The organism is uncultured Sulfitobacter sp., from assembly GCF_964021855.1.
In the GTDB taxonomy this organism is placed as follows: domain Bacteria; phylum Pseudomonadota; class Alphaproteobacteria; order Rhodobacterales; family Rhodobacteraceae; genus Sulfitobacter.
The window spans coordinates 93,098-108,402 of record NZ_CAXHZD010000005.1 but is presented as its reverse complement, the minus strand read 5'-3'; the positions used below and the strand labels follow the sequence as shown (position 1 = coordinate 108,402).

General features: G+C 60.5%; 16 protein-coding genes. 11 read left to right on the top strand and 5 right to left on the bottom strand.

All coding sequences use genetic code 11. The annotated features are described in order from the left end of the window. Positions 1-33 precede the first annotated feature (33 nt). The 10 genes from AADJ11_RS16530 (at position 34) to AADJ11_RS16485 (ending at position 9,156) form a co-directional block, all read left to right on the top strand. Entirely contained in the window at positions 34-411 is a 378-nt protein-coding gene (locus AADJ11_RS16530; protein ID WP_027238730.1) for an OB-fold domain-containing protein, read from the top strand. Positions 412-414: 3 nt separating this feature from the next. Next, positions 415-1,566 carry a thiolase gene (locus AADJ11_RS16525; protein ID WP_027238731.1) on the top strand — a complete coding sequence of 384 codons (1,152 nt, stop codon included), beginning with the start codon at positions 415-417 and terminating at the stop codon, positions 1,564-1,566. Between the two features lie 23 nt (positions 1,567-1,589). Next, the gene (locus AADJ11_RS16520) at positions 1,590-2,447 is read left to right on the top strand and encodes a MaoC/PaaZ C-terminal domain-containing protein (protein ID WP_027238732.1); all 858 of its coding nucleotides are present in this window, start codon (positions 1,590-1,592) and stop codon (positions 2,445-2,447) included. Positions 2,448-2,457: 10 nt separating this feature from the next. Beyond that, positions 2,458-3,594 carry a CaiB/BaiF CoA-transferase family protein gene (locus AADJ11_RS16515; protein WP_027238733.1) on the top strand — a complete coding sequence of 379 codons (1,137 nt, stop codon included), beginning with the start codon at positions 2,458-2,460 and terminating at the stop codon, positions 3,592-3,594. Between the two features lie 64 nt (positions 3,595-3,658). Next, entirely contained in the window at positions 3,659-4,378 is a 720-nt protein-coding gene (locus AADJ11_RS16510) for a transglutaminase family protein (protein WP_027238734.1), read from the top strand. Then, complete coding sequence (locus AADJ11_RS16505; RefSeq protein ID WP_027238735.1) at positions 4,375-4,824, top strand: MaoC family dehydratase; 450 nt, start codon at positions 4,375-4,377, stop codon at positions 4,822-4,824. The genes AADJ11_RS16510 and AADJ11_RS16505 overlap by 4 nt, the downstream gene beginning before the upstream one ends. Further along, complete coding sequence (locus tag AADJ11_RS16500; RefSeq protein ID WP_027238736.1) at positions 4,811-5,935, top strand: acyl-CoA dehydrogenase family protein; 1,125 nt, start codon at positions 4,811-4,813, stop codon at positions 5,933-5,935. Before AADJ11_RS16505 ends, AADJ11_RS16500 begins: the two co-directional genes overlap by 14 nt. Next, positions 5,932-7,083, top strand: a complete 1,152-nt coding sequence (locus AADJ11_RS16495; protein WP_101657240.1) for an acyl-CoA dehydrogenase family protein — start codon at positions 5,932-5,934, stop codon at positions 7,081-7,083. Before AADJ11_RS16500 ends, AADJ11_RS16495 begins: the two co-directional genes overlap by 4 nt. A gap of 39 nt (positions 7,084-7,122) precedes the next feature. Next, entirely contained in the window at positions 7,123-7,932 is an 810-nt protein-coding gene (locus AADJ11_RS16490) for an enoyl-CoA hydratase/isomerase family protein (RefSeq protein ID WP_027238738.1), read from the top strand. A gap of 27 nt (positions 7,933-7,959) precedes the next feature. Further along, the gene (locus tag AADJ11_RS16485) at positions 7,960-9,156 is read left to right on the top strand and encodes a phenylacetate--CoA ligase family protein (protein WP_286135106.1); all 1,197 of its coding nucleotides are present in this window, start codon (positions 7,960-7,962) and stop codon (positions 9,154-9,156) included. A gap of 80 nt (positions 9,157-9,236) precedes the next feature. Here AADJ11_RS16485 and AADJ11_RS16480 read toward each other — a convergent pair whose 3' ends face one another. From AADJ11_RS16480 to AADJ11_RS16470, 3 genes are read right to left on the bottom strand one after another with little or no spacing between them, the layout of a single operon-like run. After that, positions 9,237-10,403, bottom strand: a complete 1,167-nt coding sequence (locus AADJ11_RS16480) for an acyl-CoA dehydrogenase family protein (RefSeq protein WP_341235581.1) — start codon at positions 10,401-10,403, stop codon at positions 9,237-9,239. A gap of 15 nt (positions 10,404-10,418) precedes the next feature. Further along, the gene (locus AADJ11_RS16475) at positions 10,419-11,657 is read right to left on the bottom strand and encodes a thiolase family protein (protein WP_027238741.1); all 1,239 of its coding nucleotides are present in this window, start codon (positions 11,655-11,657) and stop codon (positions 10,419-10,421) included. Positions 11,658-11,673: 16 nt separating this feature from the next. Beyond that, the gene (locus AADJ11_RS16470; RefSeq protein ID WP_036784110.1) at positions 11,674-12,462 is read right to left on the bottom strand and encodes an enoyl-CoA hydratase/isomerase family protein; all 789 of its coding nucleotides are present in this window, start codon (positions 12,460-12,462) and stop codon (positions 11,674-11,676) included. Positions 12,463-12,574: 112 nt separating this feature from the next. Here AADJ11_RS16470 and AADJ11_RS16465 point away from each other — a divergent pair, with 112 nt between their 5' ends. After that, the gene (locus tag AADJ11_RS16465; protein ID WP_036784160.1) at positions 12,575-13,678 is read left to right on the top strand and encodes a CaiB/BaiF CoA-transferase family protein; all 1,104 of its coding nucleotides are present in this window, start codon (positions 12,575-12,577) and stop codon (positions 13,676-13,678) included. Between the two features lie 25 nt (positions 13,679-13,703). Here the strand turns inward: AADJ11_RS16465 and AADJ11_RS16460 are convergent, their stop codons facing one another. Both AADJ11_RS16460 and AADJ11_RS16455 read right to left on the bottom strand, forming a co-directional pair. Next, a complete protein-coding gene (locus AADJ11_RS16460) occupies positions 13,704-14,492 on the bottom strand; it encodes an SDR family NAD(P)-dependent oxidoreductase (RefSeq protein WP_027238744.1) in 789 nt (262 codons plus the stop codon). Between the two features lie 13 nt (positions 14,493-14,505). Next, entirely contained in the window at positions 14,506-15,297 is a 792-nt protein-coding gene (locus tag AADJ11_RS16455; RefSeq protein ID WP_027238745.1) for an ABC transporter ATP-binding protein, read from the bottom strand. Between the last annotated feature and the right edge of the window lie 8 nt (positions 15,298-15,305).

Here is a 15,305-nt window from a genome sequence, read left to right as displayed (position 1 = left end):
ACCAGAGAATTGATTACTTGAAGGAGAACGCCGGTGCCGGACGCCAAAGGACCAGACCAGATTTTCCAGGGCGCACTGACAAAGGGAGAGATCCTGCTGCCAAAGTGCGAAGACTGCGAGGCCTATCATTTTTTCCCGCGCGTCCTGTGTCCCCATTGTCATGGCGCCGCGATTTCATGGAAGCAGGCCACCGGCAAGGGACGGGTCCACACCACAACCGTCGTGCGCCGAAAGCCCGAACGGGGAGGTGACTACAATGTGTGCGTTGTCGAGCTGGACGAGGGCGTTCGGATGATGAGCCGGGTCGAGGGCATTGCTCCAGGTGAGGTCGCCATCGACATGGCTGTAACCGCTTTCGTGAGCGAGGCCGAGGGCGCTCCGGCCGTGCTTTTCAAGCCATCGGAGGGATAAGATATGACCGCTGAACTTCGGGGAAAATCCGCCATCGTGGGAACCGGTCATGCCGGTTTTGGAGAGGCACATGGTCTGACGGCATATGATGTCATGGCGCAGTCCGCACTTGCAGCGCTTGGCGATGCCGGGCTGAATCTGTCCGACGTCGATGGGCTGTTCTGCACCATGATGGAAGACAGCATGCCGGCGCTTATGGCGGCTGAGTATCTGGGCATTCAGCCGCGTTTCATTGATGGCACGATGTCGGGTGGATCATCCTTCGTGAATTATCTGACGTCAGCGACCATGGCGCTTGATGCCGGCCTGTGTGATGTCGCCCTGATTGTTTATGGCTCCAACCAGCGCACCGCGTCGGGCAGACTGGTGACCGCCTCGCGCCCGCCGGCCTATGAGGCGCCGTACAATCCGCGCTATCCGATCTCGGCATATGCGATGGCCGCGGCGCGGCACATGCATGAATACGGCACCACCCGCGAACAACTGGCCGACGTGGCCGTTGCCGCGCGGGCCTGGGCGCACCACAATCCCGAAGCGTTCGAGCGCGGCCCGCTGACCCGCGAGGACGTGTTGGGCGCGCGCATGGTGGGCGATCCGTTGACCGTGCGCGATTGTTGTCTTGTCACCGACGGCGGCGGCGCGATCGTAATGGTCCGCGCGGACCGCGCCCGGGATTTCCCAAAGGCGCCTGTCTATGTGCTGGGCAGTGCTGCGGAAAGCTCGCACCGGCAGATTTCGCAGATGAAAGATTTCACCGTGACCGCCGCCCGCGACTCGGGCGCGCGCGCCTTTGCTGCGGCCGGAGTGACCGCTGCGGACATCCAGGCGGTCGAGCTTTATGATGCCTTCACCATCAATACCATCCTGTTTCTTGAAGATCTGGGGTTCTGCGCCAAGGGCGAGGGCGGGGCCTTCGTCGAAGGCGGGCGCATCGCGCCTGGCGGCATCTTGCCTGTTAACACGAATGGCGGGGGCCTGTCCTGCGTGCACCCCGGGATGTACGGAATCTTCACCGTGATCGAGGCTGCGCGTCAGATCCGTGGCGACGCGCCGGGCATTCAGTTGAAGGATATCGACCTGGCGCTGGCGCATGGCAACGGCGGTGTGCTGTCCAGTCAGGTCACGGCAATACTTGGATCGCAAAACACGCTCTGACGGCAATTAAGGGAGGAAAGATAATGCCATTGGATTTCGAGGCACTGTCGAACTGGGACTTTGAGGAAATCGAACAGACGCTGACCGAGCGGGATACCATCCTGTATGCGCTCGGCCTAGGGTTCGGCGAGGATCCGACCGACAAAAAGGAACTGGCCTACGTCTATGAGGACGGGCTGAAGACGGTTCCATCGATGGCGGTCACTATGGGGTACCCCGGCTTCTGGCTGCGCGATCCCAAGACCGGTGTGAACTGGCAGCAAGTGTTACATGGTGAACAGTGGCTGGATATCTACAAGCCGCTGCCGACCCATGGCCGGATTGTCGGCCGCAGCAAGATCGACTTCATCTCCGACAAGGGCGAGGGCAAGGGAGCCGTCATCTACCAAAGCCGCGATATCATCGACGCGGACAGCGGTGAAAAGCTGGCGCGCGTGGCGATGTCGGCCTTCTGTCGCGGCGATGGCGGCTTTGACGGTGAAAATAAGGCGGGCCCGGCACCGGCAGCGCTGCCTGACCGCGCGCCCGATCACGTCTGTGAAATCGAAACCCTGCCGCGCCAAGCGCTCATTTATCGCCTCAGCGGCGATTTCAATCCGCTTCACGCTGACCCGGATGTCGCCCGTTCTGTCGGGTTCGACCGCCCGATCCTGCACGGTCTGGCGACCTATGGTCTGGCCGCCCGGGCGATCCTCAAGTCGGTGCTGGATTACGACGCCGCCCGGCTTGTCGGTCTGGATGTTCGGTTCTCGGCACCGGTCTATCCCGGCGAAACCGTGCGGTTCGAAATTTGGGAAGAGGACGGCGAGGCCCGGTTTCGCGCGTCGGTCCCGGCACGCGACGTCGTTGTTCTGAACAATGGCGCCGCGCGCTTCGCGTGAGGAGCAGAAGATGACTCAACCGCTCAAGGATATTCTGGTGTTGGATTTCAGCACCCTTCTTCCCGGTCCGATGGCGACGCTCATGCTTGCCGAGGCCGGGGCAGAGGTTATCAAGTTCGAACGGCCCGGGGTCGGTGAGGACGCACGCCACACGGAACCCATGATCGACGGGGAGAGCATCGGCTTTGCTGTGTTGAACCAAGGCAAGCGGTCGGTGGCCATCGACCTCAAGTCAAAGGGCGCGGTAGATGCTCTGCGGCCTTTACTTGAAAAGGCCGATGTTCTGGTAGAGCAGTTCCGTCCCGGCGTGATGGACCGGCTCGGGCTGGGATATGAGGCTGTGCGCGAGATCAATCCCGGTCTGATCTATTGTTCGATCACCGGCTATGGCCAGACCGGACCAAAGGCCAGCGCCGCTGGCCACGACCTTAACTACATCGGCGATGCGGGTATCCTGTCGCTGAGTCGCGGACCCGATGACCAACCGACAATGCCGTTCGGGCTGGTCGCCGATATCGGAGGCGGAACCTATCCGGCGGTGATGAATATCCTGCTGGCCCTGATCGCGCGGCAGGCAAGCGGGCAGGGGACGCATCTGGATATCGCCATGTCCGAGGGGGCGTTCGCCTTTGCCTATTGGGCCCATGCCGAAGGTGTGATCGCCGGGCAAAACATCGAAAGCGGCGGCAGCCGCCTGACGGGCGGCCTGGCCCGGTATCGGCTTTATACGGCTGCGGACGGGCGTCAGATCGCCGTTGGCGCGTTGGAAGAAAAGTTCTGGCAGTCGTTCTGCGATGTCATCGGTTTGCCGTCGGCGCTTCGCGATGACTGGTCCGAGCCTGATTCCTGTGCTGCGGAAGTTGCGCGTCGTCTGGGGAAACAGCCCTCGACCCATTGGGAGCCTTTGCTGGCGGCGGCAGATTGTTGCTGTTCGGTCGTAAAAACGCACGCCGAGGCGTCGCGTGACCCGCATTTCAAAGCGCGTGACGTTTTTGGGCGAACCCTGAGCATATCCGGCCAGAATGCGCCCGCATTGCCGCTACCAATTGCGCCGGAGTTCCGGTCTCCGGCCAACTCGGTCGGAGTTGCGGCCGCCTTGGGAGAAGACAATGCGCGTTACGGGCTGGACGCGCCGGACACAGATTAAATCCCGTTGACGTGCTGGTGGTGAATCACTATTCTAACAATTGTTAGAAAAATGGAGAGATCCAATGGCCGAGTCCGATGACCACCTGCCTGCAGAAGCCGAGCGCTTTGTCATGCCGTCGCACTATGTCGAAAGCGACAGCCTCGAAGTGCAGGGGTTTGCGACAGCGGCTTTGCGCGATCTTTCGCTGGATGCAACCAAGCGGGACAAGGCGATCCGTCTGTTTGAAGCGGTTCGCGACGACATTCGTTACGACCCATATTGTTTTGCGCTGGATGAAGATTCTTACCGTGCCAGCCGGATCGCAGGGGCAGAAGCGGCATTTTGCGTTCCCAAGGCGATCCTGCTTGCGGCCTGTTTGCGTGCTGTGGGTATCCCCGCCGCACTTGGGTTTGCCGATGTGCGCAACCACCTGAACACCCCTAAGCTGCAGGAGTTGATGGGGACTGACCTATTCATCTATCACGGCTACGTTCAACTGTGGCTGGATGGTGAGCCCTACAAGGTAACACCTGCATTCAACATGGAGCTGTGTGAAAGATTCGGGGTCAAGCCTCTGGTCTTCGACGGGTATCACGATGCGCTGTTCCACGAGTTCGATGAACAGGACCACCGGCACATGGAATATGTGAACGATCGAGGGCTCTATTTCGACGCGCCCATGGACGAATTCCTGGTGGCGTTCAAGGAAACCTATCCGAAGCTGGAAGAATTCAACCGCGTACGGATTTCCAGGGATGCAAGCGGATACGATTCCGGTTTCGCAAAGGAGGATGCTTCTTGAGGTATTTGGAGGATTTCGCGCCGGGCCAAGTCTATCACTTTCGCAGCGCCCCGATGAGCGCAGCCTCAATAAAGGCATTTGCCAAGGAATGGGATCCGCAGCGGCTGCACACCGACGAAGACTATGCGGCCACCATACATGGCAGCCTGATCGCCTCGGGCTTTCAGACGATGCTGGAGGTGTTCAAGCCTGTCATGACCGAGATGATGGTCGATGTTGCCAATATCGGTGGCATGGGCTTTGACAATTTGCGCTGGCTGCGGCCAGTGCGCCCGAACGAACCCCTTGATGTTGATATGACGGTCAATTCGGTCACGCCGTCCAAAAGCAAGCCCGACAGAGGTATTTTGCACTATACGCTCAGCGCCAAAAACCCCAAAGGCGAGATCGTTTTTTCGACCGACACCCCTGTGATGATTCAGCGAAAACAAAATGACACAGACTGATACAGTTTCCAGCGAACAAGAAGACCTTCGCCTGTTGCGAGAGAGCGCGCGCACCCTGTTCGAGCGCGCGGGCGGAAGTGGAAGAGCCAGAAAACTACGTGATGCCGACGGCGGTTTCGACCCGAAAATGGTCCGGGAATTGGCCGAGGCCGGCGTATTCGGCGTGGCGGTGCCCGAAGATCAGGGGGGTCTTGGCATGGGCTTGGCCGCCGGGGGCGTCATCGCAGAAGAGGCCGGTCGCGTGATTGCACCGGAACCGGTCGTGCTGACGATCGGTCTGAGCCTCGGCCTTCTGCGCCGCCTTTGCCCGGAACATCCGAAGATGGCGCAGCTCATCGGCGGCGAAATTTCACTGGCGGTTGCCTGGCAGGAACGTGGCCCGGGCGGAGCGCCCGCCAATGCGACCTGCCGATACGCAGACGGACGGCTGACCGGCAGCAAGGCTTGGGTGGTCGGCGCGACCGGATCGCACGGCTTCCTTGTTGTGGCCAAAGGAGATGATGGTCCGGTTCTGGTTCTGGCCGAGGCAGACGCGGACGGGCTTGTTACGACCAGGCGGGCGCAGGCCGACGGCAGTTCCCTGGGCGAGCTTTCGTTTTCAGGAATACCGGCCGCGGAACTGGCCAGCGGCGACGCGGTTCAGGCTGCGCTTGCCGAGGCTGTCGCCGATGCAACGGCGCTAGCCGCGGCAGAGCTTGTCGGCCTGAGCGAGTGCGCCTTCGAGATTACGCTCGACTACATCAAGACGCGCGAGCAGTTCGACAAGCCGATCGGGTCATTCCAGGTCATCCAGCATCGAGCCGTCGACCTTAACGTGATGTGCGAGGTTGCACAGGCGGGCGTCCGCGAAGTTCTGGCGCTGATGGACCGTGAAACCGATCAGAAGGTTCGGGCACAGCTTGCCAGCCGTGCCAAGGCGCGTGCGGTTACGACCGCCAAAAGGATTACCCGCGACGCGGTCCAGTTGCACGGGGCGGTCGGTTACACCGATGAGTTCGATATCGGGCTCTACCTGAACCGGGCGCTGGTGCTGTCGGCCTGGTTGGGCGACGACGCCTATCACAGACGGATTTGGTTCGATGCACGCGAAGCAGAGGGGGCAGCACAATGACCGACTGGAACGCAACGAGCGATGCGGACTTCCGCAAAGAAGTGCGCCAGTTCTTCGAGGCGGAATATCCCGAGGAACTGCGCCACCTGCCGCATCGTCCCAAGTTCGCCGAGATCGAACATTGGCACCGCAAGCTGCACGCCAAGGGCTGGGTCGCGCCGGCCTGGCCTGCGGAATACGGCGGCATGGGGCTGAACGCCGCCAAGCTTCTGATTTTCTACGAGGAGCAGCAACGCTGGGGCGTCAATCGTGGCCGCGACATGGGCGTGCAGATGGTCGGCCCACTGATTATCAAGTTTGGCACCCAGGAACAGAAAGACTATTGGCTGCCGCGTATCCTGAGTTGTGAAGACATCTGGTGTCAGGGCTATTCGGAACCCGGCGCCGGATCCGATCTGGCCAACCTGCGCACACGCGCAGAGATTGATGGCGGCGAATTTGTCATCAACGGACAGAAGATCTGGACCACGATGGCGCATGATGCCACGCACATCTTCATGCTGGTGCGCACTGATCCGGATGCGCCCAAGAAACAACAGGGCATCAGTTTCCTGCTCGCTCCGATGGATCAACCCGGAGTCGAGGTGCGCACGATCACTACCCTGTCGGGCGAGACCGAGTTTTGCGAGGTCTTCTTCGACAATGCCCGTACGCCCAGTGAAAACCTCGTGGGCGAGTTGAACAAGGGCTGGACGATGGCCAAGGCGCTTCTGAGTTTCGAGCGCATCTTCATCGGCTCACCAAGCCTGGCCCAGAACGCACTGGGGCAACTGGAAAGCTTTGCCCGGGGCCGTGGCGCTTTCGATGATCCGGTGTTCCGCGACCGCTTTGCCCAAGCCGCACTCGATGTTGAAGATCACGCCGCGCTATACGCCCGTTTTGCCGATCAGCTCAAGCGAGGTGAAACGCTCGGCGCGGATGTCTCGATGCTCAAAATCTGGGTGACTGAGTGCTTTCAGCGCATTACCGAGCTTATGATCGAAGCTGCCGGCCCCGACGGCGGTACCATCGGGCCACTTCAGGTCGGCAACGTAAGTGTCGATGTCCTTGCGAGCTTTTATAAGGCCAGGCCGACCACGATCTACGGTGGGTCGAACGAAATCCAACGAAACATTCTGTCCAAGGCCGTCCTCGGACTGCCTGGCTGAACCCATACTCATACCCACACCCTACGGAGGAAAAGAACTATGTCGGAGCGCTATGCAAAGTACGACAAACTGAAATTTGACTACCCGGCGGATCGCGTCCTGCGCATCACTTTTGACCGCCCTGAGTCCTTTAATTCCGTGGACGCGGAAACCCATACCCAGATGACGGACATGTGGATCGATATCGACCGTGATCCCGACATCAACGCGGTCATTGTAACCGGCGCGGGAAAGGCGTTTTCCGCCGGCGGTGATTTTAGCTTGATTGAAAAAATGATCGGCGACTCGCACGAGATCATGAAGACTTGGAAAGAGGCCAAGGACCTTGTCTACAACATCATCAACTGCAACAAACCCATCATTTCCGCGATCAACGGACCTGCGGCCGGTGCCGGTCTTGTGGTTGCCATCCTCGCCGACATCTCGATTGCCGGGAAGAAGGCCAAGATTGTCGATGGTCACCCGCGCCTGGGTGTTGCCGCTGGCGATGTCGCGGCGATCATCTGGCCGCTGCTGACTTCGATGGCCAAGGCGAAATACTATCTGATGACTTGTAAGCCGGTTTCGGGCGAAGAGGCCGAGCGCATCGGCCTTGTCTCAATGTGCGTCGAAGATGACGAGTTGCAACAAATCGCTTTGGACACGGCCGTCGAGCTGGCCAACGGCTCGCAAAGCGCAATCCGCTGGACCAAGTATTCGCTGAACAACTGGCTGCGCCAGGCTGGCCCGATCTTCGATGCGTCGACCGCGCTGGAGATGCTCGGTTTCATGGGTGAAGACGTCAGGGAAGGCGTTCTGTCACATCGGGAGAAGCGCGCGCCGAACTTCCGCAAGGACTGCCCGCTTTAACGCCTGATTGGACGAGGAGGCATGGAAATGTCTGAAGATATCTACCAAGATATAGCGCAAGCCTATGCCGCTGCGGCCGAAAAGGCTCCTGGCCTGAAATCGCGATTTACGGCTGCCGGATTTGATCCGGCAGCCGTCACATCGGTGGCGGACCTCTCGCGTCTTCCAGTGATGAAGAAGGAGGAGCTTCTGAAGATCCAGCGTGACAATCCACCCTTCGGCGGGTTCCTCGCATCGGATCTCAAGGATATCGGGCGGATCTACGTATCCCCCGGCCCGATTTTCGAACCGGCCCTATCGGGCGGTGGCGGCCACGGTCTGGACCTGCTGTTCAAGGCGGCCGGCGTGGGGCCCGGGGATATCATCCTGAACACCTGGATGTACCACCTCGTGCCGGCAGGCTTGCTGTTCGACGAAGCGGCACAGTCCGCCGGCGCCACGGTTATCCCCGGAGGCGTTGGCAATACCGAGCTTCAGGCACAGATCATCGTCGAAACCGGCGTGACCTCGATCTGCGCCTCGACCGCGTTTTTCCTGACGCTGGCGGACAAAGTGATCGAAACCTATGGCCGCGACGCATGGAAGGTAAAGACGGCCTTCCTCGGCGGAGAGATGGGCGATTGGATGGCCAAGCGCCGCCGGATTGAGGCCGACTATGGCGTCTCCACCTGGGCTGCCTATGCCACTGCGGATCTGGGCCTTGTCGCCTATGAGGATGGCGGCGAAGGCTATGGAGTTCATCCCGACCGCGTGGTGCAAATCTGCGATCCGGACAGTGGAGAACAGGTCGCTCACGGGGAACCGGGCGAGGTTGTTGTGACCGCGCGCGATGCAACTTGGCCGATGATCCGGTTCGGTACCGGCGACAGCGCCTTTGCGCTGGAAAGCAACGCGGATGGCACCGTCAGCCGGATTTCCGCACTGCAGGGCCGGGTCGGCGCAGCGGTCAAAGTGCGCGAGATATTCGTTTATCCACGCGTGATCGAAGAAGTTGTCATCGGTACGCCCGGCGCAACGGCCGCGCAGGCCGTGGTAACGCGCGAGAACGATCGCGACATGATCCGCCTCTCGCTTGTGCTGGAAGACGGTGCCGACGCTTCTGCTGCGGAAACAGCCGCCATCGAAACCTTCAAACTGCATGCACGAATTCGCGCCGACGAGGTGAGCATTGTTGCGGAACTACCCGAGAATGCAGAACTGATCGTCAACCAAAAAGACGGCTGAGATCGGCTGAAACCGGAAAGCGTTCCAACAGACTTGGGAGCGGCCAGGACATCCTGGCCGCTCCCAAGTCAGTTCAAGAGTCAGAACGCGTTCAACCCGGTCAGGTTCCGGCCGATGACCAGCTTCTGAATCTCGGTGGTCCCGTCCGGGATCGGCATGACCTTGGCATTGCGAAAGTGCCGTTCGACTGGAAACTCTTTGGTGATGCCGTTGCCGCCGTGGATTTGCACCGCTTTTCCGGCGATCTCTACCGCCATCTCTGTCGCATACCATTTCGCCATCGAGGTCTGGGTGTCGCAGCGCACGCCCAGGTCCAAAAGTTGCAGCCCGCGCTGACACAACAGGCGCGCTGCATCCAGGTGCGTGGCCATGTCGGCCAGGTAGCCCTGGATCAACTGGTGCCCGCCGATCGGCTTGCCATGCTGTTCGCGATCCTGCGCATATTTGACGGCACATTCCAACGCTGCCTGGGCAATGCCAATGCTCGTCAGGCCGACAAACACGCGAGCGCTTTCAAACAGCTTCAAAGTCTGGAACAGGCCTCCGCCCGCATTACCCAGAACATGCTCGGCGGTGGTTTCCGCCCGGTCGAAAAACAATTCGCAGGTCGAAGCACCGACAAGCCCCATCTTGCGCAATTCGCGGCTTTCGTATCCGCCGGTGTCACGGTCGACGATGACCATGGAAATACCGTCGTCCAGATTGCAGACAACGATGGCGAAATCCGACTGGGCCCCATTGGAAATCCAGAGCTTCTGGCCGGTGACGAAAATCTTGTCGCCCTCGCGGTCTGCACGGGTCTTGACCTCGCGCACGTTCGAGCCGACCTCTGGTTCGGAAATACACGTGGCACAGATCCGTTCACTGCGCAGGAGCGGCTTCAGATAGGCCTCTTTCTGCGCCGCATTTCCCAAAAGGTTGACGGCGAACACGGCATGACCCTGGATCAGGACCGCAATTGCCAGATCGGCCCATATCCGGGCCAGTTCCTCGTAAAGGATGCCATAGGTCATGCGGTCGATTCCGGCACCGCCGTCTTCCTCGGGTATCAGGCCGCTGATCAGCCCGAATTCCTCGACCTTGGCGAACAGGGACTTCAGCGTTTTCGCATCGGGCGGGTGTCCGAGGTCTTCGTATTTCTCGGCCAGCGGAGCGAACTCTGCCTCGGCCATCTTGCGGAAGTGCTCCAGCAACATGCGTTGCTCGTCTGTATAGATTGCCTGAGCGGCGGCGATCACGTTTTCCATAGTTTTTTCCTTGTTTCAGCGGCCGAGAATGGTGACGCAGGCGGCAGCTTCTTCTACCCCGTGCAAGCCCCCACCGTTTTCGGCAATGGCGTTCTGTGCCCCTTCGACCTGACGCGCGCCGGCTTCGCCGCGCAGCTGCGTGACCAGTTCAAAGACCTGCCCGATACCGGTGGCCCCGACCGGGTGGCCCTTGGATTCCAATCCGCCCGAAGGGTTCACCGGAATGCGTCCGCCGATCTTTGTGTCGCCGCGCAGGCTGGCCGGGCCGCCCTCACCGAATTCGACAAACCCGAGGTTCTCGATCTGGATCACTTCACCGACGGCCGTGGCGTCATGCACTTCGGCAACTGACATATCCTCGGGGCCGAGCCCGGCCTGTTCATAGGCCTGAAGCGCGGCCAGCCGGGTCAGGTGGTTCTTGTAATCTTCCGGCGGACGGTCGGTGCCCGAGCGCAGGATCGCGGCCTTGACCTTGATCGCGCGGGCGGGATCGAGCCCCAGCCGCTTGAGCCCTTCGCCCGTGCACAGCACGGCCGCCGCGGCACCGTCCGAGATCGGGGCGCACATCGGCAGGGTCAGCGGATAGGTGATGGGCGGCGCGGCCAGAACCTGATCGACACTCATGGCATCGCGATACTGCGCCAGCGGATTATGCGCGGAATGTGCATGGTTCTTGGCGGCGACGGCGGCGAACTGTTCCTGCGTGGTGCCAAAGGTCTTCATGTGCAACCGCGCGAAGCCTGCGTAGACATCCATGAACACGCTGTAGGGCTTGGGCGATTTCGATCCTTCGGGTTCCTCGACTCCGGTACCCAGATCGGCCAGCCGTTGCGCGACCTCGTCGCCGTTGCTGACGTCCCAGCCGCTGTCGAAGGCCGAAAACATCAACGCGCGGTCGTCGGAATACATCTTTTCGGCGCCTATGGCGAGGCAGCAATCGCCATTGCCCGCCTTGAGAAAATCCACCGCCAGTTTGAACCCGGTCGAGGCGCTGGCACAGGCGTTTTCGACATTCACCACCGGAATGCCCTGAATGCCCATCTCGCGTAGCGCGATCTCGCCCCGTATCATGTGCTGGCCTTCCATGTGGCCCTGCACCGCGTTCGAGAAGAACGCGCCGTCGATGCGATCAGCCGTCACTCCGGCGTCTGAAAGGGCGGCGGCGACGGCCTCGCCGGTCATGGCCTTGATGGTTTTGTCCCGGAATTTTCCGAACGGCGTCATCCCGACGCCAACGACGTAAATGTCCTGCATCGTTTGTCCTCCTGATCTAGTATCCGCGAAACTGCGGTTTTCGCTTTTCATTGAACGCCGACAGGCCCTCGTGCATGTCCCAGGACCGCATGTGCGCGCGCAGGTTCAGCATCTCTTCGGACAGGGCGGCGGTTTCGTCCACATCCAGCGACCGGTTAGCAACCGCCTTCATACGGCGCAAGACCGCCGGGCTTTTGTCTGCCAGCCTGTCGGTAAAGGTCTGCACCGCGTTGCGCAGGTTTTCGTCCGTGACGACCTTGTTGACCAGCCCCCAGTCCATCATGTCCCGCGCCGAAACGTTCTCGCCCGAGAACAGCAGGTATTTCGCGCGGTTCAGTCCAATCCTGCGCGGCAGGATCGCCGCACCGCCTGCTCCAGGAAAGACCCCGAAATTGGAATGTGCGTCGCCCAGTTGCGCGCTTTCGGCGGCAAAGACCAGGTCGCAGGCCATCACCATTTCCAGACCGCCCGCCATGGCCAGCCCGTTCACGGCGGCGATCACGGGTTTGGGCCCATGTCGCATCAGTCCAAACGTGTGATCGACAAGATCAATCAGATCCGGCTCGCCCGGTGCATGTTTGGTGCCAGCAACTTCTTTCAGATCGGCACCGGCGCAGAATGCCCGGCCAGAACCGGTCAGGACAATTGTGCGAACCGCATCGTCGGCCAGCGCCGATTCCAGCGCGGCCGCGATCTCTCGCAACATCTGCGTTGACATCGCGTTGAGCTGTTCGGTGCGCTGGAAGGTAATCCATTCAGTTTTTGCCACCCGCTCAACAAATAGCGTCTGCTTTGCTTCATTCATGCTAAGATCCTGAAAAATAATGGAAGTTTGGTTTTTTGTCTTGTCTTTCCCGGCGATCTGCGCTGCACTGGGTCGGACCCGCACGCGGACAAAACAAGAGCTGGAGACTGATATGAGTAATGCACCCCTGGCCGGCCTGAGGATTCTCAGCCTTGCTGAACAATTTCCCGGCCCCTACGCGACAATGCTGTTGTCCGACATGGGGGCCGAGGTGATCATGATCGAACGTCCGGGCATCGGTGATCCGGCCCGGCAGTTTCCGCCGTTGTTCCGGGCTCTGAACCGGGGCAAGCGCAGCGTCGCGTTGGATCTGAAATCGGTCGACGGGTTGGCACGGTTTCGCGAACTGGCCAAGGTTTCGGATGTTATCGTCGAAGGGTTCCGCCCTGGAAAGCTCGCGGCCTTGGGCGCCGGGTTCGAGGACATGCGTGGCGTCAACCCGCGGCTGGTCTACGTGTCGATTTCGGGCTACGGGCAGGACGGCCCCTATCGTGACCGTGCCGGCCACGACCTGAGCTACGAAGGCGTTGGCGGCCTGCTGGCCGATCAGGCCGATGCAGGGCAACCGGGCCCTGTTCCGGCGATCCCCCTCGCGGATGTGGGCGCGGCGTTGTTCGCGGCGATCGCAATCCTGTCGGCGGTCGTATCGTGCCAGCGGACGGGACAGGGGCGTTTCGTGGACGTGTCCATGTCGGACGCTGTGGTTTCGATGTTGACGGCATTCCTTGTTCCGGCGGCCAACGGCACACCGCTGGGCGAGTTCATCGCCGAGCCGGGCTACGGCGTGTTCACCTGCAAGGACGGCAAGCTCATGACCTTGTCCATCGCGCATGAGGACTGGTTCTGGCAACCGTTCTGCGATGTGATCGACAGAGCGGATCTTGCGCCGTTGACAGGCCGCGACCGTGTCGCCCGCAAGGACGCGCTCCGCGAAGAGATCGCGGCGGTTCTGGTCGGCAAGACGCGCGCCGAATGGGGCGATCTTCTGGACAAGGCGGGCGTGCCTTGGGGTCCGGTCAATTCCTTGGTCGAAACGCTGGACGACCCCCATGTGCGTGCGCGACAGTTGCTGCGCACGATCGCGCATGACAGCGGCAGGACCGAGACGTTCCTTGTCCAGCCTCTGAAGTTCGATGGTTTCGAGACCGCAGCCCCTGACCTGCCACCAGAGCTTGGCGCAGACAATGACAGCGTTCTTTCGGACAGCGCCAGCTAGAGGCGGCTTCCGTCCGCTTTCGGCTCTAGCAGGCAAAAGAATACCCGCCATTCACCGGATAGGTCTGTCCGGTGATCCAGCTGGCGGCATCCGAGCAGAGAAACAGGATCATTCCGGCGGGATCTTCCGGCTCGCCCAGACGGCGGATCACATATTGCGACAATGCCCGCTTCTCGGTCTCTGCATCCGGGATCAGGTCGGCAACAGCCGGCGTTCTCGTTCCCCCCAGGGCGACGCAATTCGCGGTGATCCCGAACCGGCCACCCGCCTTGGCGATGGCCCGCATGAAGCCTGCCGCACCGGCCTTGGCACCGGAATAAACCGCCAGATGCGGCTCGCCGACGCGACCGGCGTCGGAAATGACGGTCACGATGCGCCCATAGTCACCTTTGACCATCAAGGGCATGGCGTGACGGGTGCAGTTCAGAACCCCATCGAAATTGGTCGCCATCCAGCGGCGCCATTCGGTGGGATCCGACTCCCAAAACGGGACAAGATCGTCAAGACGCGATGTCGGCCCGGCGTTGCCTGCATTGTTGACCAGAATATCCACGCCGCCGAAGGCGTTCTGAGCCTCGGCAAACGCCGCGCCGACCGCGTCGAAATCCGACACATCGAACGCGAGCGGCATCGCCTTTGCACCGGCTGCCTCCACTTCCGCGGCAACGCTTTCGGCCCGTTCGGCGTGAAAATCGTTGACGATGACGGCACCGGCCCCGTGTTCAGCCAGATAAAGCGCGACTTGTCGGCCCACGCCCTGACCCGCTCCGGTTACTACTGCGGTACGACCCTTGATGGATAGCAGTTCACTCATCTTCGTTCCTTTCCTATCCCAGCCACCTCTTGCGGCGGCGATAATGTTTGATTGCACGATAACTTTTGCGTTCGCCGGACGCGGTGACACCAAGATAAAACTCCTTGATGTCCTCGTTGTCAGCGAGCTTGTCTGCCGGGCCATCCATCACGATACGGCCATTTTCCATCACATAGGCGTAGTCGGCGATCGACAGTGCAGCAGCGCTGTTCTGTTCGACCAGGAAAAAGGTAGTGCCTTCTGATTTGAGTTGCTTGAGCACTTCATAAACATCCCGGATCATCATCGGGGCCAGACCCAGGGACGGCTCGTCAATCGCGATGATCTTGGGCTTGGCCATCATGGCCCGACCAATCAGCAGCAGTTGCTGTTCGCCACCAGACATGAAGCCAGAGGTTCGATTTCGGAGGTCGGCAAGCCGAGGCATCAAGGTGTAAACATGGTCCAGGCGGTTTTTAAGCTCGGCGGAATTGGGCACCATGTGTCCGCCGACGATCAGGTTCTGCTCTGACGTCAGATGGCGCAACACGCGCCGGCCTTCCATCACGTGGATCAGGCCATTCTTCACGACTTCCGAGGCTTCCATGTTCTGAACGGGGGTTCCGTCCAGAACGATGGACCCTGCCGAAACGGTTCCATCCTCGGATTTGAGCGTTCCCGAGATGGCCTTGAGCGTCGTGCTTTTGCCCGCGCCATTGCCACCGAGCAGAGCAATACATTGACCTTCACTGACTGTCATGGACACGCCTTTGAGCGCCAGGATGACGTCGGAATAGGTCACTTCTACATTATTGAGTTCCAGCATGGTCATAT